The organism is Flavobacterium oreochromis, assembly GCF_019565455.1.
GTDB lineage: Bacteria > Bacteroidota > Bacteroidia > Flavobacteriales > Flavobacteriaceae > Flavobacterium > Flavobacterium oreochromis.
The window spans coordinates 1,970,646-1,989,849 of the sequence record NZ_CP067377.1; the positions used below are offsets into that span (position 1 = coordinate 1,970,646).

19 protein-coding genes and 1 pseudogene are annotated in these 19,204 nt (G+C 30.2%); 12 read left to right on the forward strand and 8 right to left on the reverse strand.

Going from position 1 to position 19,204, the window contains the following annotated elements; all coding sequences use genetic code 11:
• Positions 1–6 precede the first annotated feature (6 nt).
• The 3 genes and pseudogenes from rny to JJC03_RS09430 all read right to left on the reverse strand — a co-directional run bounded on the left by rny (position 7) and on the right by JJC03_RS09430 (position 2,380).
• Positions 7–1,568: pseudogene (gene rny, locus JJC03_RS09420) on the reverse strand (ribonuclease Y).
• A 225-nt stretch (positions 1,569–1,793) separates the two neighbouring features.
• Entirely contained in the window at positions 1,794–2,081 is a 288-nt protein-coding gene (locus tag JJC03_RS09425; protein WP_088398508.1) for a cell division protein ZapA, read from the reverse strand.
• Between the two features lie 8 nt (positions 2,082–2,089).
• On the reverse strand, positions 2,090–2,380 hold the full coding sequence (locus JJC03_RS09430) for a hypothetical protein (RefSeq protein WP_088398507.1): 291 nt from the start codon (positions 2,378–2,380) through the stop codon (positions 2,090–2,092).
• 249 nt (positions 2,381–2,629) lie between these two features.
• Between JJC03_RS09430 and JJC03_RS09435 the strand changes: the two genes are divergently transcribed.
• The 7 genes from JJC03_RS09435 (at position 2,630) to JJC03_RS17795 (ending at position 7,481) form a co-directional block, all read left to right on the forward strand.
• Positions 2,630–3,025 carry a M23 family metallopeptidase gene (locus JJC03_RS09435; RefSeq protein WP_235873163.1) on the forward strand — a complete coding sequence of 132 codons (396 nt, stop codon included), beginning with the start codon at positions 2,630–2,632 and terminating at the stop codon, positions 3,023–3,025.
• A gap of 80 nt (positions 3,026–3,105) precedes the next feature.
• Positions 3,106–4,302 carry a M23 family peptidase gene (locus JJC03_RS09440; RefSeq protein ID WP_258930567.1) on the forward strand — a complete coding sequence of 399 codons (1,197 nt, stop codon included), beginning with the start codon at positions 3,106–3,108 and terminating at the stop codon, positions 4,300–4,302.
• A gap of 59 nt (positions 4,303–4,361) precedes the next feature.
• Positions 4,362–4,712 (forward strand): carboxypeptidase-like regulatory domain-containing protein, encoded by a 351-nt coding sequence (locus tag JJC03_RS19160; protein WP_374226216.1) that lies wholly within the window; start codon positions 4,362–4,364, stop codon positions 4,710–4,712.
• Positions 4,713–4,839: 127 nt separating this feature from the next.
• Positions 4,840–5,742, forward strand: coding sequence for a TonB-dependent receptor (locus JJC03_RS19165; protein WP_374226217.1), 903 nt, complete (start codon positions 4,840–4,842; stop codon positions 5,740–5,742).
• A 233-nt stretch (positions 5,743–5,975) separates the two neighbouring features.
• Positions 5,976–6,758 carry a TonB-dependent receptor gene (locus JJC03_RS19170; protein WP_374226218.1) on the forward strand — a complete coding sequence of 261 codons (783 nt, stop codon included), beginning with the start codon at positions 5,976–5,978 and terminating at the stop codon, positions 6,756–6,758.
• A gap of 37 nt (positions 6,759–6,795) precedes the next feature.
• Positions 6,796–7,200: a hypothetical protein gene (locus JJC03_RS17790; RefSeq protein WP_258930569.1), complete on the forward strand. Its 405-nt coding sequence runs from the start codon at positions 6,796–6,798 to the stop codon at positions 7,198–7,200.
• An 8-nt stretch (positions 7,201–7,208) separates the two neighbouring features.
• Entirely contained in the window at positions 7,209–7,481 is a 273-nt protein-coding gene (locus tag JJC03_RS17795) for a hypothetical protein (RefSeq protein ID WP_258930571.1), read from the forward strand.
• A gap of 50 nt (positions 7,482–7,531) precedes the next feature.
• Here the strand turns inward: JJC03_RS17795 and JJC03_RS09455 are convergent, their stop codons facing one another.
• The 4 genes from JJC03_RS09455 to JJC03_RS09470 all read right to left on the reverse strand — a co-directional run bounded on the left by JJC03_RS09455 (position 7,532) and on the right by JJC03_RS09470 (position 12,804).
• Positions 7,532–9,361 carry an ABC transporter ATP-binding protein gene (locus JJC03_RS09455; protein ID WP_088398503.1) on the reverse strand — a complete coding sequence of 610 codons (1,830 nt, stop codon included), beginning with the start codon at positions 9,359–9,361 and terminating at the stop codon, positions 7,532–7,534.
• Positions 9,361–11,088, reverse strand: coding sequence for a phospho-sugar mutase (locus JJC03_RS09460; protein WP_235873165.1), 1,728 nt, complete (start codon positions 11,086–11,088; stop codon positions 9,361–9,363). Before JJC03_RS09460 ends, JJC03_RS09455 begins: the two co-directional genes overlap by 1 nt.
• Before the next feature lie 233 nt (positions 11,089–11,321).
• Positions 11,322–12,272 carry a glycosyltransferase family 2 protein gene (locus tag JJC03_RS09465; protein ID WP_088398501.1) on the reverse strand — a complete coding sequence of 317 codons (951 nt, stop codon included), beginning with the start codon at positions 12,270–12,272 and terminating at the stop codon, positions 11,322–11,324.
• Between the two features lies 1 nt (position 12,273).
• Positions 12,274–12,804: a DUF4199 domain-containing protein gene (locus tag JJC03_RS09470; RefSeq protein ID WP_088444720.1), complete on the reverse strand. Its 531-nt coding sequence runs from the start codon at positions 12,802–12,804 to the stop codon at positions 12,274–12,276.
• Positions 12,805–13,019: 215 nt separating this feature from the next.
• Here JJC03_RS09470 and JJC03_RS09475 point away from each other — a divergent pair, with 215 nt between their 5' ends.
• The 4 genes from JJC03_RS09475 to mtaB all read left to right on the forward strand — a co-directional run bounded on the left by JJC03_RS09475 (position 13,020) and on the right by mtaB (position 17,613).
• Positions 13,020–13,271, forward strand: a complete 252-nt coding sequence (locus JJC03_RS09475; protein WP_088398499.1) for a type B 50S ribosomal protein L31 — start codon at positions 13,020–13,022, stop codon at positions 13,269–13,271.
• Positions 13,272–13,440: 169 nt separating this feature from the next.
• The gene (locus JJC03_RS09480; protein WP_088444721.1) at positions 13,441–14,613 is read left to right on the forward strand and encodes a GlmU family protein; all 1,173 of its coding nucleotides are present in this window, start codon (positions 13,441–13,443) and stop codon (positions 14,611–14,613) included.
• Between the two features lie 61 nt (positions 14,614–14,674).
• Positions 14,675–16,075: an aspartate ammonia-lyase gene (gene aspA / locus JJC03_RS09485; RefSeq protein ID WP_088398497.1), complete on the forward strand. Its 1,401-nt coding sequence runs from the start codon at positions 14,675–14,677 to the stop codon at positions 16,073–16,075.
• 215 nt (positions 16,076–16,290) lie between these two features.
• On the forward strand, positions 16,291–17,613 hold the full coding sequence (mtaB, locus tag JJC03_RS09490; protein WP_088398496.1) for a tRNA (N(6)-L-threonylcarbamoyladenosine(37)-C(2))-methylthiotransferase MtaB: 1,323 nt from the start codon (positions 16,291–16,293) through the stop codon (positions 17,611–17,613).
• Positions 17,614–17,684: 71 nt separating this feature from the next.
• Here the strand turns inward: mtaB and JJC03_RS09495 are convergent, their stop codons facing one another.
• Positions 17,685–18,443 (reverse strand): bestrophin-like domain, encoded by a 759-nt coding sequence (locus JJC03_RS09495; RefSeq protein WP_088398495.1) that lies wholly within the window; start codon positions 18,441–18,443, stop codon positions 17,685–17,687.
• A 101-nt stretch (positions 18,444–18,544) separates the two neighbouring features.
• Between JJC03_RS09495 and JJC03_RS09500 the strand changes: the two genes are divergently transcribed.
• Positions 18,545–19,204 (forward strand): alpha/beta hydrolase, encoded by a 660-nt coding sequence (locus tag JJC03_RS09500; RefSeq protein ID WP_165624206.1) that lies wholly within the window; start codon positions 18,545–18,547, stop codon positions 19,202–19,204.

Consider the following 19,204-nt stretch of genomic DNA (forward strand, 5'->3'; position numbering starts at 1 on the left):
TTGTAATTATTTGGCTATATTAACTGCTCTTGTTTCTCGGATTACAGTAATTTTAACCTGACCTGGGTAGGTCATTTCTGTTTGTATTTTGTGAGATATATCAAATGAAAGTTTTGATGCCATTTCATCTGTCACTTTTTCACTTTCTACAATTACACGTAATTCTCTACCTGCTTGAATTGCATAAGCGCTTTTTACACCGCCAAAGCCATAAGCAATATCTTCTAGATCTTTAAGGCGTTGGATGTAAGAGTCTAGGACTTGGCGTCTAGCGCCAGGTCTAGCGCCAGAAATAGCATCACAAACTTGGATAATTGGAGCAATTAATGACTTCATTTCTATTTCGTCATGATGTGCACCAATCGCATTGCATACTTCCTCTTTTTCACCATATTTTTCAGCCCATTGCATACCTAGTAAAGCGTGTGGTAAATCACTTTCTGTTTCAGGAACTTTGCCTATATCGTGTAAAAGTCCTGCTCTTTTGGCTAATTTTACATTTAATCCTAATTCAGCAGCCATGATTCCACAAAGTTTTGAAACTTCTCGAGAGTGCTGTAATAAGTTTTGACCATATGAAGAACGGTATTTCATGCGACCTACTATTTTGATTAACTCAGGATGTAGTCCATGAACGCCTAGTTCAATAACAGTACGTTTACCTACTTCAATGATTTCTTCTTCTATTTGTTTAGTAGTTTTAGCTACTACTTCTTCGATTCTTGCTGGGTGTATACGTCCATCTGTTACTAATTTATGGAGAGATAAACGTGCAATTTCTCTTCTTACTGGGTCAAAACATGATAGAATGATGGCTTCTGGAGTGTCATCTACTATAATTTCTACTCCTGTGGCAGCTTCTATGGCACGTATATTACGTCCTTCACGGCCGATGATTCTGCCTTTTACATCGTCTGATTCTATATTGAATACGGAAACACAGTTTTCAACTGCTTCTTCTGTTCCTACTCGTTGAATGGTATTGATAATAATTTTTTTAGCTTCTTGTTGAGCAGTTAATTTAGCTTCTTCTATTGTCTCTTGAATATGAGCCATAGCATTTGTTTTAGCTTCTGCTTTTAAGCTTTCCATTAATTGATTTTTAGCTTCTTCAGCAGAAAGTCCAGAAATAGTTTCTAGCTGTTCTACTTGAGCTCTGTGCATTTTATCAATTTCAGTAGTTTTCTTCTCTAAGTTATCTACTTTTGAATCGTATTCTTTTATTTTATGATCAATTTCTTCATTTAGTTTTTTTGTTTTTGCAAGTTCGTTAGAAACTTGAGACTCTTTGTCTCGTATTCTTTTTTCTACTTCAGCAACTTTTCGATCACGGGCTAAAATAACCTGTTCGTGTTCTGCTTTTAGCTCGATAAACTTCTCTTTGGCTTGTAATATCTTGTCTTTTTGATGTTTTCAGCCTCTGTATTCGCGTCTTTTAAGATAGAAGTCGCTTCTTTCTTAGCATTTTTAATCAAGGTAGATACATTGGTTTTTTCTAAGTATTTTGCAATACCAAAACCTGTTGCAACTCCAAAGATTCCAATAATAATTACTATTAAAATGTCCATAGTCTGTGTTAAGTGTTATGTATAAAAAAACCTACATTAGAAAGATTGCATAAACTCGAAATATGCAAGTTTTGGGTTAACTCAATGTTCAAGCTTCCTACTGAAAGGCCTGCTATAGTATTGACGATTTGCCCTTTTTAAACGTTAGTGTTGAGTTTATCAAATGGGTACTAATGTAGGTAGTGTTTTTAAATCTAATTTTTAAGAACGTATTTTTATTTTGTTTTAGAGATATTGATCTAATAAATCATTTAATCTTTTTAATCTTTCTGTCACTTGTAGGTCTGAGTTGTTCATTTCCTCATTTTTTTGTTCTACTTGAGTGGCAAATTGTAAAGCGCACATAGCAAGTAAATCTTGCTTATCTTTTACAGCATAATTTTGTTTAAACTGTTTTAGCATATAGTCAATCTTTTCAGAAGCTTTTAGTAAGCTTTCTTTTTGGCTAGGATCTATTGTTAGTGGGTAAATCCTTTCCGCTATTGATATGTCTATTTTTAGTTTTTCACTCATTGTGCTTTCTATTCCGAAAGTTGCGCTATACAATAATCAATTTCTTTGATTAATGAATTTATTTTGAGTTTCGTATCTCTTTTGAATTCGTCACTACCTAAAAGTGAGTTTGTAATTTTTACTGAGTCCAATTCTGACTTTATTTTTTTTAAGTCTCCACCTTGTTTTAGGATAATTGATTCTGAATATCTAAGTTTTAATCTTAGTTCTTGATTTTCAAGTTTCAGATTTTCCATTTTCTGGAAAAGTTCCTGAATCTTAACTTCAAGAGAATCAGCTATTCCTTCTAGTTTGTTCATCGTAATAAAATTACATTACATCACTTCACAAATTTAAATTTTAAAATGTATTTTAACAATAAGTTTGAGGAAAAAAATGATAAATGTCAATTTTTTATTGTTAATCGTTTTAAAATGAAACTTTTAAAAATAAAAAAATAGGAGTGAAATATTGTAAAAAGTAATCGTTATCTTAGCGCAAATAAAGAAAGTATTTAAGTTTACAGCTGTAATTTTTATGATATGATTAAAAAGTGTTGGTTTATTTTTTTGATATTTTCTCTTGGAGGAATTTGTCAAGATAGATATTCTCGAGATTATTTTGGTTCTCCCTTAGATATTAGTTTAAATATTGCAGGTTCTTTTGGAGAACTTAGACCTAATCATTTTCATTCAGGAATTGATTTTAGAACGCAACAAAAAGAAGGGTTTCCTGTATACGCAACAGCAGATGGATATATTTCTCGTTTAAATATTTCTACTTATGGTTATGGTAAATGTTTGTATATAGATCATCCTAATGGTTATACTACAGTATATGCTCATTTACAACGATTTTCAGAATCTATAGATCGTTATGTGAAAGAAAAACAATATTTAGAAAAAACTTTTGTTTTAGAATTACGTCCTAAAGCAGATCTTTTACCTGTAAAAAAGGAGATTTAATAGGATATACTGGTAATACAGGAGGATCTAGTGGGCCCCATTTGCATTTTGAAATAAGAGATACTAAAACAGAGTTTGCCATGAATCCTTTTTTGTTTGGATATGATAAACTAATTAAAGATACAAAGGCTCCTTCTATAGAAGGGTTATATGCTTATGCTTTGTCTAAAAATGCTGTAATTAATGGTTCTTCCGATCCAATAATGATTCCTTTGAGCTTGCAATCAGATGGGACGTATCTTGCGGCACCTGTAAAAGCTAAGGATACAATAGGATTTGCTATAAATACTCATGATGTATCAGATTATAATTTTGGTAAAAACGGAATTTATAAATTAGAAGCCTTTTTGAATGGAACACTTCATTTTGGATACCAGTTTGATCATTTTTCTTTTGATGAATCAAAACATATAAACTGTTTTATAGATTATTCAAGATATAAAAGAACACATCAGCGTTTTCAGAAGCTTTTCATAGGATATATATATCCAGAGAGTATTATAAAATATAGAACAGATAATGGACATGTAAAGGTAGTTCCTAGCTATAATCTTAGTTATAAAATAGATATACATGATTTTCATGGGAATAAGAATACTATAATAATACCAATTGAGTTTTCTGATTCAAACGCTTCTGTAATTAGTAATAGTTTTAAAACTCCCTATTTTTTAAAATCTCAAATAGAACAATTGTACTCAAAAGACGGAATATCTGTTTTTATCCCAGAGCAAACATTTTATGAAGATTTTTACATTAAGTTTGATGTAAAAAATAATGAGTTGTATTTACATGATCAGTCAGTAGCTATTACTAAAGCCATGACTATTACTTTTGATGTAACTCATTTACCTAAAGAAATGCGTGAAAAAATGTTTATAGCTAATTTAGATGGTACACGAATAGAGTATAATCCAACTATTAAAAAAGAAAATCAGTTTATAATTAAAGCCAAAAAATTAGGGAAATTTTTAATTGCTACAGATACGATAGCACCCAAAATTTATTCCCCTAATTTTAAACTCGCTGAAGATTTAACGACAAAAGATTCTTTGAAAATTTTTATCTCTGATAATTTATCCGGAATTAAATCATATAATGCGTATCTAAATAATGAGTGGATATTAATGGAGTATGAGCCTAAATTAAATAGATTAATTCATTATTTTTCAGATTCTAAATTTATAAATGGTAAAAATGATTTTAAGTTAGAAGTAATGGATAATTTAGGAAATACAGCTACATTTGAATCAAATTTCTATAAAACAAAAACATAAATTTTGAAAACTAAATTTTCTCTTTTATTATTACTCTTTTCAGTTAGTTTTTAGGACAAATGGCAAGAGTTAAAGGAATTGTGTTAGATGAAGCGAATAACCCGGTCGAAGGAGTTAATGTGTCATTTCAGCAAAAAAATACGAAGACAAATGAAAACGGATTTTATCAATTAGTCATCCCATCTAAAGTAAAGTCTAATCTAAAGTTTACACATCTATCTTTAAAATCAGCTGTTATTTCGTTAGAATTAAATTCTAATGAAGATTATGAGTTTAATATAGTTCTAAAAAGTACAACGGAACAGTTAGGGGAAATTGTAATATCAAATAACAGTAAAAAAAGAATTGAGGGAATTGTTACTTTATCACCTAAAGCCATACGATTAATACCAGGAGCTAATTCGGAGTAGAGAATATTTTAAAATCATTACCAGGAGTAAATTCGAACAATGAATTAAGCACTCAATATGCTGTAAGAGGAGGGAATTATGATGAAAATTTAGTATATGTAAATGAAATAGAAGTATATCGTCCTTTTTGATTCGATCAGGGCAACAAGAAGGTTTAAGTTTTACCAATACAGATTTAATTCAACATGTTGATTTTTCCTCTGGAGGTTTTCAGGCAAAATATGGTGATAAATTATCATCTGTATTAGATATAACTTATAGAAAGCCTACTAAATTCGGTGCTTCTCTTGAAGCTTCCTTTTTAGGAGGGAGTATTTCTATGGATAATGTGTCAAAAAACCAAAAATGGAATGCTATTACTGGTATACGTTACCGAGATAATAGTTTATTAGTAAAAAGTCAAGAAACCCAAATAAATTTTAGACCACGATTTGCAGATTTACAAACGTATGTGACTTTTACTCCTAATCTTAAATGGCAGTTTGGATTTTTAGGTAATTTATCTCAAAATAAGTACGATTATAGTCCGTTTGCTAGGCAAACTAATTTTGGTACTTTACAACAACCTATGGCCTTATTAATACAGTATGATGGAGTAGAGAAAGATGCTTATACTACTACTTTTGGAGCTGTAAAATCAAATTATAAAATAAATGATGATTCTAATTTAAAATGGATTACCTCTGTTTACCATACTGTTGAGCAAGAATATTATGATATAATGGCAGCATATAAATTAGGGGAAATTAATTCTAATTTAGGTGATGCTAGTTTTGGTACTGTTGAATATTCTAGGGGAATAGGCTCTCAGCTTACACATGCTCGTAACGATTTAGATGCCCTGATTGTAAATGCAGAGCTGAAAGGAAATCACAAGAAAAAAGAAAATCAAATAGATTGGGGATTTAAGTATACACGTGAAAGTATACGTGATAGACTTAGAGAGTGGGAAGTTATTGATTCTGCAGGTTTTTTATTAAATCCACCTAAAAATTTTCCTAAAAAGATCAGCCTTATACACCTTATGTAGGACCTTTAGTACCTTATAATAGTATTAGAGCAGTAAATTATACTCTTATCAATCGCTTTTCAGTTTATTTTCAGTGGAATAGACGTTTAAGATGGAAAGAACACGATATATTTTTTAATATAGGGGCAAGAGCTCAGCAATGGAAAGTTACAGATGGTATTAATGGAGGAGATAGTCAGCTTACATTTAGTCCAAGAGCACAATTAGCTATAAAGCCAAATTGGAGTAAAGATATGTTCTTTAGAATTTCAGGAGGATGGTATCATCAGCCTCCTTTTTACAGAGAGTTGAGAGATTCTATGGGAATAGTTCGTCCAAATGTTAAAGCTCAACAATCTACCCATATAGTTATAGGACATGATTTTAGTTTTAAAATGTGGAAACGTCCATTTAAGTTAGTAACAGAGTTGTATTATAAAGATATTAATAATGTAAATCCTTATACTATAGATAACGTCAGAATTCGTTATAAAGCTATTAATAATGCGGAGGCTTATGCTAAAGGATTAGATGTTAGAATAAACGGAGAATTTATACCAGGAACAGAATCATGGTTGAGTTTTGGGTATATGGATACACAAGAATCTATTGATGGGAAACAATATATACCTCGTCCCACTGATCAAAGACTAAAATTTGGTGCCTTATTTCAAGATTATGTTCCTAATATACCAGCCTTAAAGATGTATCTTAATTTAGTATATAATACCGGTTTACCAGGAGGTTCTCCTTCTTATGCAGATCCTTATCAATACCAGTCTAGATTAAGAGATTATCGCAGGGCAGATATTGGATTTTCGTATGTTTTTACCGACAGAGCTAGATCGAAAGAAAAAGATAATTGGTTAAGACATTTTAGAGAGCTTGCTCTTGGGGTTGAAATATTTAATATGTTCAATAATCAAAACTCAATTACAAATACATGGGTACGCGATGTGTATACTAAAATTCAATATGGCGTTCCTAATTATTTAACGACTCGTGTATTTAGTATCAAATTAAATGTAAAGATATAAACAAAATAAATATATATTTGGATAAAATAGGATTGTGATGAGAAAAAACATTTTATATTTTCTGCCTTTTATTATTGCATTCATAAGTTGTAAAGAAGAGCAAAAACCAAAAGTTAAATATGATAGGCCTGTAAGGCAGGTTCAAATAAAAAAGGATACAACTCGTTTGCTAGTGGCAGATTTACCTATTCAATTCTCTACTTCTAATGTTTTGATTTATCCTGTAGGAGAGCTTAGAGTAAGTGATATAAAAAAAGGAAGTTATGAAGGTGACAAAATGGATATGAATGGGTTTAATGTTTCCAGTGTTTTAGATGAAGAGCTTACAGGGTATTTACAAAATGTTAAATTTCAAGAAATAGGAAAAGATTCATTGCGAGTTCTGACTGATAAATCAGTTTTAATAGAACGAATGACTTATCTTAAGTCAAAAAGATTTTAGTATATGTTATGGCAGATAATGATACAAATCAAGATGGAAAGGTGGATTCGTATGATGTAAAATCTTTGTATCTAAGTACTGATTTAGGTGATAAATTTACTAAAGTTTCAGTTGATATGCAGGAATTAATAGATTGGAATTATGTAGAAGCAGCAAATAAAATTTTTTTTAGAACAATTGATGATCGTAATAAAAATGGAGCTTTTGATAAAATGGATGGATTGCATTATTTTTATGTAGATATAAAAAGAGATTGGGTTGCAGAAGAATTTAAAATATGATACAAATCAGTATGAAATGAAAAATCCCGAAATTTCGGGATTTTTTTATATTATTCTAAACTCTGCATCATAACAAGTTTAGCATATGTACCATCTTTGGAAAGTAATTCATTGTGGGTACCTTGCTCTACAATTTCACCTTTTTGCATCACAATAATATTGTCTGCCTTTTGAATTGTAGAAAGTCTATGCGCAATTACGATAGAAGTTCTATTTTGCATCATGTTTTCAAGCGCAATTTGTACCAGTTTTTCACTTTCAGTATCAAGAGCAGAAGTAGCTTCATCAAGGATCATGATTGGAGGATTTTTTAAAACCGCTCTAGCAATAGACAAACGTTGTTTTTGCCCACCAGATAATTTGCCTCCTGCATCACCAATACTTGTGTTAATGCCTTCAGGTAACTCTTTTACAAACTCATAAGCATTGGCAATTTTAAGAGCTTCAATGATTTCTTCGTCAGTAGCATTAGGTTTCCCTATTAATAAATTGTTTCTTATTGAGTCATGAAATAAAATAGAATCTTGGGTTACAATTCCCATTAAAGATCTTAAGGAATGCATAGATATATCCTTTATATCTGTTCCATCTATACTTATTTTTCCATCATTTACGTCATAAAAACGAGTAAGTAAGTTTGCAATGGTACTCTTTCCTGATCCAGATTGACCTACTAATGCAATTGTTTTGCCTTTTGGAACTTCAATCGTGAAATTTTTTAAAACTGTATCATCAGCATAAGCAAAATTTATATTTTCAATTTTTATAGAGTTATTGAAATCCTTTTTGTCTAAAGCATTAGGTTGATCTACTATACTGCTTTCTTGTTCTAATAAGGAGAAAACACGTTCTGCAGCAGCCAAACCGCTTTTTACTTGATAAGAAGCTTTTGAAATAGATTTAGCAGGTTGAAGAATTGTGTAAGCTAAGGCGATGTAACCAATAAAAGCAGTTCCAGCAAGACTTTTCTCAATTAAAACTAAATGCCCTCCATACCATAGCAGAGTAGCTATTGTTACGATACCAAAAAACTCACTCATAGGAGAGGATAAATTATTTTTATTAGCAATGCTATTAGATAATTTTAATACGCGATTAACAGAATCATTAAATTTTTGGATGAAAAGAGTTTCAGCATTAAATCCTTTTACAACTTTAAGTCCTGATAATGTTTCATCTAATATGGAAATAAATATACCTTGTTCTTGCTGTGCTTTTTGTGATTTAGATTTTAATGTTTTGCCAATTCTAGAAATAATAAAACCTGAAATAGGTATGAATATAAAGACAAATAAAGTTAACTTTATACTTATAAATAACATAGCAATAATTGAAAATACAATTGTCATTGGCTCTCGAACTATAAGTTCTAAAATTTGAAAGAACGAATTTTGAACTTCACCTACATCGCCTAACATACGAGCCATTACATCTCCTTTTCGAGTATCTGAATAATAAGAAACAGGTAAATTAATAATTTTATTATAGAGTTTAATTCGTAGATCTCTTAATACACCGTTTCTTAACACTGTAACTTGTCTTGAGCCTAGGTAATTAAAAAGATTTTTTAATAAAGCAGTAATAATTACGATGCTTATAACAACTAATAAAGCATCTTGTTTGCCGTATTCATCTGAAATTTCGGTTAGTTTGTAGTTAAAAGAATCAGTTAAGAAATCTTTTATATTAGATATACCTGTGTAAATAGGTTTTTTATTAACTCTTGCATTTTGTTTAAAAAGCACTTCAAGGGTAGGCATAATAGATACCATTAAAAGAGTACTGAACAAAGCGTAAAGAATATTAAATAAGATATTCCAAATAATGTTTGTCTTATATCTTAATGCGTATGGAATTATTTTCTTTAAATTACTATCCATTAGTTCAATTGCATATCGTTAATGATATTTTTTATTTTAGTGTTTAGCTGTTTTTCTGCTTCAGGTATGTCAGCTCTTGAGTCTATAGTACAATTTACACTAAAATAAAATTTAATTTTAGGCTCTGTTCCACTTGGACGGGCACAGATCTTACTTCCGTCTTCTAAGTAATAAATTAACACATTTGATTTAGGTACATAAATTTCAAATTCTTCACCATTCATAAAATCCTTTCCTTTAGAGGTTAGGTAGTCCTCTACACAAACCACGCGCTCACCATTAATTTCAGTCATTGGATTTTCTCTAAGATTTTTCATCATTGCCTCAATTTCGGTAGCACCATCCATTCCTTTCTTTGTAATAGAAATAAGATATTCTTTGTAAAAACCAAAATCAACATAAAGTTCTTCTAATCTTTGATATAATGTTTTGCCTGCTTCTTTAGCTTGTGCTGCAATTTCACAAACTAATAAAATAGCCCCTACTGCATCCTTATCACGAACCGCATCACCAACCATAAAGCCGAAACTTTCCTCTCCGCCACCAATGAATTTTTGATTAGGGAAATCTTTTATAAATTTAGCAATCCATTTAAAACCTGTTAGACCTACTTTACATTCTACACCATAAGCCTCTGCTAAATCAAGCATCATAGGAGTAGAAACAATAGTAGATCCAATAAATTCAGTACCTGTTAATTTATTTGATTTTTTCCATTGTTCTAGTAAGAATGCGGTCATAATCACCATAGTCTGATTTCCATTTAAAAGAATCATACTATTTTGATTGTCGCGTACTGCTACTCCTAGACGATCTGAGTCAGGATCTGTTCCAATAACAATGTCAGCATTTATTTTGTTTGCTAATTCAAGAGCTAGAGTGAGTGCTTCTGGCTCTTCTGGATTAGGAGATTTTACGGTAGGAAAGTTGCCATTGGGTACAGCTTGTTCCTCTACTATATTTACATCTGTATATCCAGCTGTACTTAAAACATTTGGTATTGCTTTTATGGAAGTACCATGTAGTGAAGTATAAACAATTTTTAAATTTTCTTTAGCTTGAGAGCTAGTGTTAAAACTTGCGTTCTCAAGAGTACTTTTTAAGAAAGCTTCATCTATTTTTTTGTCTATATATTCTATAAGGTTAGGATTAGAGCTAAAATTAATATCAGCGTATTCCAGAGCCTCAATAGATTGGATGATTTCTTTGTCTTGTGGAGGTACAATTTGCCCGCCATCCTGCCAATAAACTTTATATCCATTATATTCTGGTGGATTATGTGATGCTGTTAAAACAATCCCCACGTGACATGCTAAATGTCTTACAGTAAAAGACAGTTCAGGAGTAGGTCTTAATTCAGAAAATAAAAAGACTTTAATTCCATTAGCTGAAAATACATCTGCAACGACTTTGGCTAATGTGTCGCTGTTGGTGCGGCAATCATAAGCAATAGCTACCTTTATTTCCTCATTAGGAAAACATTTTTTCAAATAATTAGATAAACCTTGAGTGTTTTTGCCTAGAGTGTATTTATTAATTCTATTGGTGCCTACTCCCATGATTCCTCGCATACCTCCTGTTCCGAATTCTAAGTTTTTGTAAAAACTTTCTTCTAATTCTTTAGGAGATGAAGTCATCATTTCTTTAATAGCTTCTTGAGTTTCATTATCAAAAGTAGGTGTTAACCAAATGTTTACTTTTTCTAAAATTGCCTGTTCAATGTGCATAATTCTTTTGTTTTTATAGTCAATTTTTTTGTTAAGTTTCTAATTTTATCTCTATTATTCAAAAATAGAGAATCATAATAACAGAAGAAATAATTTTTGTTTCTTAGATAGATCAAAAAATATTGTAATGAGAATAATGATTTTTGAAATTAAATTAGCTATTCTCTTTTTTTGAAAATATTAAAACTATTTATAAAAAATCAATATAAACAGTAAAAATATAAATCTTTGAATTATATTGTTTCTTGAATTTTATATCGTTCTTCATTATTCTTTGTGCGAAGAATGATTTCGCCTAAAAATCCAGCTAGAAATAACTGAGTTCCAATAATCATTGTGGTTAAAGCTATGTAAAACCAAGGATTATTAGTGATTAAAATAGTTTCTTGGTGAGTGTAAAGTTTCCAGAGTTTAATAGCACCTATATAACCTGCTGAGAAAAAACCAATCATAAACATTAGAGTGCCTAATAATCCAAATAAGTGCATTGGTCTTTTACCAAATTTACCTAAAAACCAAATAGTAATTAAGTCTAAAAAGCCATTAACAAAACGATCGATCCCAAATTTTGATTCACCATATTTACGGGCTTGATGTTGAACTATTTTTTCACCAATCTTTCTAAAACCTGCATTTTTTGCTAATACAGGAATATAACGGTGCATTTCACCAAAAACCTCTATGTTTTTAATGACTGTGTTTTTATAAGCCTTTAAACCGCAATTAAAATCATTAAGCTGGACACCCGAAGTTTTTCTAGCAGCTGCGTTAAAGAGTTTAGAAGGTAAATTTTTTGTTAGAGTATTATCATATCGCTTCTTTTTCCAACCAGAAACTAGATCAAAATTCTCCTTCATAATCATTTCATATAGTCCAGGTATTTCATCAGGACTATCTTGTAAATCTGCATCCATAGTAATTACTACATTGCCTTCTGCTTTCGCAAAACCAGCATGTAAAGCCTGACTTTTGCCATAGTTACGTAAAAAACGGATTCCTTTTAAGCTTTTGTTCTTTGAAGCTAATTGCTCTATAACTAGCCAAGAATTATCTGTACTTCCGTCATCTATAAATAGGACTTCGTATGAATAATTATTCTGGATCATTACACGTTCAATCCATGAAGTTAACTCTGGTAATGATTCTTGTTCGTTTAATAAGGGTATTATAATTGATATATCCACTCTATAGTTGATTTGACGATTTTGTTTTAAAAAATGCAGACAAAATTAAGCCAAAAATTGCACTTATTAAAATTGTAAAAATAGTTCCTTTAAAAAAGTTGCCTACAGAAAACTGGTCTTGATTTTCAAGTTGTTTAATAGATTCTTTAATAACAGATCTTGGAGTGCCAAATTTTTGAAGCATTGTGCCTGTTTCTTTGATCAGAATTTCCTTTACACTTTCCTTTAAAGAGGGATCTATAATGTTAAATAAAATGATTTCGAAAAAAGTACCCATAAGTATTCCAACCGTAATAGCAATAAAGTATGTAGTAAATGTTTCTTTAAATGTTATACCTGTCTGAAAATCTTTTTGACTTTTCCTTAGTAGTAGTATGATTACAATTAAGTAAAGTCCATACTTAATAAAAGTAACCCATCCAGAAGTAAATAAATTAATATTTACTAAGTAGATAAAAAGCGTAGTCAATATTGAAATAAGTCCTATTACTACTCCGTATTGAACCCCATTTTTTTTAATAATTTCATTCATATCTTAATGTTCTGGTTTTAGTTTAACAAATATAGGTATTTTGATAGTAAGTAGTTTTAAAACTAAAAATGTTACAGAATAATTTGTATATTAAAAAAATGTATTAAATTTGCAGCCTGAATAAAAATATTATACAATAAAAGCTGTTGTAAGTCAATACCTTTTAGAGATAAAAGCATCAAGAAAGAAAACAGCAAAACATAAACAGATTTATTATGAAAAAAGGAATTCACCCAGAAAATTACAGATTAGTAGCTTTCAAAGATATGTCAAATGATGATGTATTTATTACTAAATCTACAGTTGAAACAAAAGAAACAATCATGCACGAAGGTGTAGAGTATCCAGTGTTCAAAATGGAAATCTCTCGTTCTTCTCACCCTTTTTACACAGGTAAATCTAAATTGGTTGATACAGCTGGACGTATTGACAAGTTCAAAACTAAATATGCTAAATTCAACAAATAATATTGAATTTAATGTAATTAATAAAAGCACCATGAAAATGGTGCTTTTTCTTTTACTATTTTTTAGAAATTTATCAGAAATTTCAAAATTAAAAATGGAATTTGCTTATTTTTGAAATGTTAAAATAGTTTGAAAGAAGACTTTTAAACCTGCAAAATTTTAAATAGATATGAACTACATACTTTTTGATGGAAATGTGCGTAATGCCTTATTGCCATTCACTTTTACACGTCCCGTTGCTGATATTCGTGTAGGAATTTTAACTATTCGTGAAAAATGGGAGAAGTTTTTAGGATATACAACCACAACTATTACAGAGGAGTATTTATCAGAAAAATACCCGATGGTAGAAATGGAAGAAAATATTATGATTAACGCTTCTTTCTTGCCTAATGATGTATTAGTAGAAATGATTAAATCTTTAGAAGAAAATCAAGCAGTTTTTTATAAAGATGAAGTAGTTGCTTTCTATAGTAAAGAAAATCAGGAAGTTGATTTTGATGCTTTTGAAATAATAGAGTGTACAGTTGATTGTATTACAATCGAGCATACATGGGATATTTTTGCTAAGAATGATATAGCACTTCGTGAAGACTTTGAATTGATTACAGAAGGTAGAACTTCGCAGCCTATTCCTAAATCAGTTAATGTTATTGCTCCTGAAAATATCTTTATAGAAGAAGGAGCTAAGTTAGAATTTGTAACCTTAAACGCCTCTACAGGACCAATCTATATAGGTAAAAATTCTGAAATAATGGAAGGGTCTGTTATTCGTGGACCTTTTGCATTATGCGAAGAGGCACAAGTGAAATTAGCTACTAAAATTTATGGAGCAACAACAGTTGGACCACATAGTAGAGTGGGAGGAGAAATAAATAATTCTGTTTTATTTGCTTATTCCAATAAAGGACATGATGGGTTTTTAGGTAATTCCGTCTTAGGAGAATGGTGTAATATAGGAGCAGATAGTAATAATTCAAATTTGAAAAATAATTACGAAGAAGTAAAACTTTGGAGTTATGAAACAGAAAATTTTGCTCGTACAGGACTTCAATTCTGTGGTTTAATGATGGGTGATCATAGTAAATGTGGAATTAATACGATGTTTAATACAGGAACTGTAGTAGGTGTTTCTGCTAATATTTTTGGTTCAGGATTTCCTCGTAACTTCGTGCCTAGTTTTTCTTGGGGAGGAGCCTCAGGTTTTACAACTTATCTTACGAATAAAGCTTTTCAAACAGCTAAGATCGTAATGTCAAGACGTAATTTAGAGTTTTCAGAACAAGAGATTAGAATTTTAGAACACGTTTTTGAAGAAACAAAAAAATATAGAAAAGAATAATTAATATAAATTGAAATAAGAAACCGCGAGTATAATTCGTGGTTTTTTTAGCTTTAAAAAAATGTATAGAATAGAAAACGATTTATTAGGTGATTTGCAAGTGCCTGTAGATGCTTATTATGGAGTGCAAACACAACGCGCTATTGAAAATTTTAATATTTCAGGAGTTCGATTGTATCAATTTCCTGAATTTATAAAAGGATTAGCTTATGTGAAGTGGGCAGCAGCAGAAACAAATTTTCAGTTAGGCTTACTTGAAGAACCTATAAAAAATGCAATTGTAGAAGCTTCTAAAGAAGTTATAGAAGGTAAATTTGATCGTGAATTTCCTGTTGATATGATTCAAGGAGGGGCAGGGACTTCAACTAATATGAATATTAATGAAGTGCTGGCGAATCGAGCACTCGAAATAATGGGATATGAAAAAGGACAATATCAATTTTGTTCACCCAATGATCATGTAAATTTATCTCAATCTACGAATGATGCTTATCCAACTGCTATAAAAATTGGAGCAATACGCTCTAATATGAATTTAATATTACATCTTAAACAATTAATAGCTTCTTTTAGAAAAAAAGGAGAAGAGTTTAAACACGTTTTAAAAATGGGACGTACTCAGTTGCAAGATGCCGTTCCTATGACATTAGGACAAGAATTTGAAGCCTTTGCTGCTACTTTAGAAGAAGAAATAGATCGTTTAACACAAAATTCAAACTTATTTCTAGAGATTAATATGGGAGCAACTGCTATTGGTACAGGATTAAATGCACCAATAGGTTATGCACAGTTATGTGCTGAAAAATTAGCAAACATTACAGGTTTAGCTATAGTTTCAGCTCCAAATCTAATTGAAGCAACACCAGATACAGGTTCTTATGTTATTTATTCATCCGCTTTAAAGCGAATGGCAATTAAAATGTCAAAAATATGTAATGATTTACGCTTGTTATCATCAGGGCCTCGTTGTGGATTAAATGAAATTAATCTGCCTCCTATGCAACCGGGTTCTTCTATTATGCCAGGAAAAGTAAATCCCGTTATTCCTGAGGTTATGAATCAGGTTTGTTTTCGTGTAATAGGTAATGATTTAACAGTTACAATGGCAGCAGAAGCAGGTCAATTGCAGTTGAATGTAATGGAGCCAGTTTTAATCTATGCGATTCTTGAATCAATGCAATTAATGAGTCAAGCCATGGATACATTAAGAGAGAAATGTATTGATGGTATTACCGCTAATGAAGAACATTGCCGCGAAATGGTATTACATAGCATAGGTATTGTAACGGCTTTAAACCCGTATATAGGGTATAAGAATAGTACTAAAATAGCTAAAGAAGCATTAGAAACAGGAAAAAGTGTTTATAATTTAGTCTTAGAACACAATATTCTTTCTAAAGAACAATTAGACGATATTTTAAATCCAGAAAATATGTTAGCTCCTAAGGCTTTTCATAAATAAAAAATATACCGATTTTAGATAAAAATAATTTAATCACTTTCTCTCCCTTTTGATGTAGTGTTAATTTTTAGAATCTAAAATCGGTATTATTTTCTAAAAAAATCTTCTTAAAATTTTATTAGAACAGTATCAACTTCTGTTTTTTTAAACCGAAATAACTAGTTAAATTTGCATTCTCAATTTTTGACAACGATTTCATTGATTGAGAGTTAATTATGGAAAATAAAAAAAAAGTAGCGTTTTATACGCTTGGATGTAAATTAAACTTTTCTGAAACATCTACCATTGCACGAAATTTTCAAAATGAAGGTTTTGATCGTGTTGATTTTGAGGAAGTAGCAGATATATATGTTATTAACACTTGTTCTGTAACAGATAATGCGGATAAACAATTTAAACAAATTGTAAAAAAAGCCATAAAGCTTAATGAGAAAGCTTTTGTTGCTGCCGTGGGATGTTATGCACAATTGAAACCAGAAGAATTAGCTTCAGTTGATGGAGTTGATTTAGTTTTAGGTGCTACTGAAAAATTTAAAATAACAGATTACTTAAATGATCTTTCCAAAAATGATTTAGGAGAAGTTCACTCATGTGAAATTGAAGAAGCAGATTTTTATGTAGGTAGTTATTCTATAGGAGATAGAACCCGTGCTTTTTTAAAAGTACAGGATGGGTGTGATTATAAATGTACCTATTGTACCATTCCATTAGCTCGTGGTATTTCTCGTAGTGATACAATGGAAAATGTATTGAAAAATGCTAAAGAAATCTCAGAAAGAGGAATTAAAGAAATCGTTTTAACCGGTGTTAATATTGGAGATTATGGGAAAGGAGAGTTTGGTAATAAAAAACACGAACACACCTTTTTAGAATTAGTTCAAGCTTTAGATAAAATAAATGGAATTGAAAGATTACGTATATCATCAATAGAACCTAATTTATTGAAAAATGAAACTATTGATTTTGTTTCAAAAAGCAGAACTTTTGTTCCTCATTTCCATATACCATTACAATCAGGATCTAATGCTATTTTAAAAAAAATGAAGCGTCGTTACTTGCGTGAATTATATTCAGATAGAGTGAATAAAATACGAGAAGTAATGTCTCATGCTTGTATTGGTGTAGATGTTATTGTAGGTTTTCCAGGAGAAACAGATGAATTGTTTTTAGAAACATATAATTTTTTACATAGTTTAGATATATCCTATTTGCATGTTTTTACTTATTCTGAACGTGATAATACAGAAGCTACTTCTATGGAAGGAGTAGTTCCCAATAATGTACGAGCAAAACGTAGTAAAATGTTAAGAGGGTTATCTGTTAAAAAACGTCGTGCATTTTATGAAAGTCAGATAGGAAGTTTAAGAACCGTATTGTTTGAAGGAGAAAATAAAGAAGGATATATTCATGGTTTTACAGAAAATTATGTAAAAGTTAAAACTCCTTGGAATCCAGAATTAGTTAACACTTTGCATCAAGTAAAATTATCAAAAATAGACGAAGACGGAAGCGTAAGAGTAGAATTTTGTAAGGAATAGTTTTTTTAAAAAAAAAGTATAATCTGCAAAAGCCTTCATTTTAAATAATTAATGAAGGCTTTTGTAAAAAGTTAAATTTCAGAAATAAAATCATGTAAAGGTTTAAGAGAAATTTCAGTTCCTGTTTCTCCATTTTCTGTATAATCAAATGGATTGTCTAAGTCTTTAATTAAAAATAGCATATACCAAATTAAAAAAGTAATTAATACAGTTAGAAACATGGCAGCTAAAAAAGGTTCTATTTTAATTATGATTAGTCCAATTGATGTTAAAAATGCCATAGCTTCAACGATAGCATAAGCAGAAACTGCAAAATCAGTCTCTCGAATAGTGTCCATTCTCATGATCGTTTTACGTAATTGATTTTGCTCATTCTTCATTTTAATAATGTAATTTGCTTGAATATCTTCTTTCTCAAGATTAATCAAGTGATCATTAATATTGCTAATGTATGCTAAAAGACCAGAAGTGCTTTCGGTTTTGTAAAGCCATTTTTTTATAAACCAAGGAAGTTCTTTTTGGTATTCTAAGAAATTTTTAGCTGCTTCTGAGTTTTTAGATTTAATTATTGTAAAGGTGTCATCTTGTAGAGTACGCATAGAAACAACCAGTTCTGTAGGTAGTTTTTCACTTTCCTTATAATCTGATAATACACCACTAATTAAAAAACCAATTAAAAAAATAGTTCCAGCTACTAAACTAGTAAAAAGAGCATTTAGTTCCATTAGTTCGAAATAATAATTATGACTTAATAATTTAAAAATTCCAACAATAAAAATGATAGGGAAAATTTTAAAAGCTATTTTCCACTTAAGAGCTAAATTTTTCATATTATTTTTTTGTGCAATTTTACAGAAAAACTTTTTTTCATGCTATTATTTTATAGCTAGAATAAATAATTAATTTAGTAAAAATTTAATAAAATAAAGTAATGTCTAAGTTACAAGTATATTTTATGCCAGGAATGGCTGCAAGTTCAAAAATATTTGAACGAATTCAATTATCAGAAGAATTTTTTGATATGAATTTCTTAGAATGGGAAATGCCCCTGTCTAATGAAACTCTTAAAGATTATGCTCAAAGAATGTCAAAAAAAGTATTAGGAGAAAATATTATTCTGATAGGTGTATCGTTTGGAGGAATTCTTGTACAGGAAATGGCGCAATTTTTGAATCCTAAAAAAGTTATTATTATTTCAAGTGTCAAAAGTAATCAAGAATTGCCTAAACGAATGAAAATTGCAAAGACTACTAAATTATATAAGATTTTACCTACTGGTTTAGCTAAAAATTTGGAAACATTAGCAAAATACGTTTTTGGAAAGGGAATTGTAAAGCAAAGAGTAGAGTTATATAAAAAATTTATGATCCATACAGAAAAAGAGTATCTAGATTGGGCTATTGAACAAGTAGTTTGCTGGGAAAGGAATGAGCCAGATTTAAAAGTAATCCATATTCAGGGAGATGCTGATGAGGTTTTTCCTGTGAAAAATATAGAAAAATATATAAATGTTAAAGGAGGAACTCATATTATGATTTTGAGTAAATATAAATGGTTAAATGAAAATTTACCTAAATTAATACTAGAATAG

What these genes read in the sequence shown, in the direction of transcription:
- JJC03_RS17790 (WP_258930569.1), top strand. Translation starts at nt 6,796, where the DNA reads ATGAGAAAAAACATTTTATATTTTCTGCCTTTTATTATTGCATTCATA.
- JJC03_RS09475 (WP_088398499.1), top strand. Translation starts at nt 13,020, where the DNA reads ATGAAAAAAGGAATTCACCCAGAAAATTACAGATTAGTAGCTTTCAAA.
- mtaB (WP_088398496.1), top strand. Translation starts at nt 16,291, where the DNA reads ATGGAAAATAAAAAAAAAGTAGCGTTTTATACGCTTGGATGTAAATTA.
- JJC03_RS19170 (WP_374226218.1), top strand. Translation starts at nt 5,976, where the DNA reads ATGTTCTTTAGAATTTCAGGAGGATGGTATCATCAGCCTCCTTTTTAC.
- JJC03_RS09440 (WP_258930567.1), top strand. Translation starts at nt 3,106, where the DNA reads ATGAATCCTTTTTTGTTTGGATATGATAAACTAATTAAAGATACAAAG.
- JJC03_RS17795 (WP_258930571.1), top strand. Translation starts at nt 7,209, where the DNA reads ATGGCAGATAATGATACAAATCAAGATGGAAAGGTGGATTCGTATGAT.
- JJC03_RS09425 (WP_088398508.1), bottom strand. Translation starts at nt 2,081, where the DNA reads ATGAGTGAAAAACTAAAAATAGACATATCAATAGCGGAAAGGATTTAC.
- JJC03_RS09500 (WP_165624206.1), top strand. Translation starts at nt 18,545, where the DNA reads ATGTCTAAGTTACAAGTATATTTTATGCCAGGAATGGCTGCAAGTTCA.
- JJC03_RS09430 (WP_088398507.1), bottom strand. Translation starts at nt 2,380, where the DNA reads ATGAACAAACTAGAAGGAATAGCTGATTCTCTTGAAGTTAAGATTCAG.
- JJC03_RS09495 (WP_088398495.1), bottom strand. Translation starts at nt 18,443, where the DNA reads ATGAAAAATTTAGCTCTTAAGTGGAAAATAGCTTTTAAAATTTTCCCT.
- JJC03_RS09455 (WP_088398503.1), bottom strand. Translation starts at nt 9,361, where the DNA reads ATGGATAGTAATTTAAAGAAAATAATTCCATACGCATTAAGATATAAG.
- JJC03_RS09470 (WP_088444720.1), bottom strand. Translation starts at nt 12,804, where the DNA reads ATGAATGAAATTATTAAAAAAAATGGGGTTCAATACGGAGTAGTAATA.
- JJC03_RS19160 (WP_374226216.1), top strand. Translation starts at nt 4,362, where the DNA reads ATGGCAAGAGTTAAAGGAATTGTGTTAGATGAAGCGAATAACCCGGTC.
- JJC03_RS09460 (WP_235873165.1), bottom strand. Translation starts at nt 11,088, where the DNA reads ATGCACATTGAACAGGCAATTTTAGAAAAAGTAAACATTTGGTTAACA.
- aspA (WP_088398497.1), top strand. Translation starts at nt 14,675, where the DNA reads ATGTATAGAATAGAAAACGATTTATTAGGTGATTTGCAAGTGCCTGTA.
- JJC03_RS09480 (WP_088444721.1), top strand. Translation starts at nt 13,441, where the DNA reads ATGAACTACATACTTTTTGATGGAAATGTGCGTAATGCCTTATTGCCA.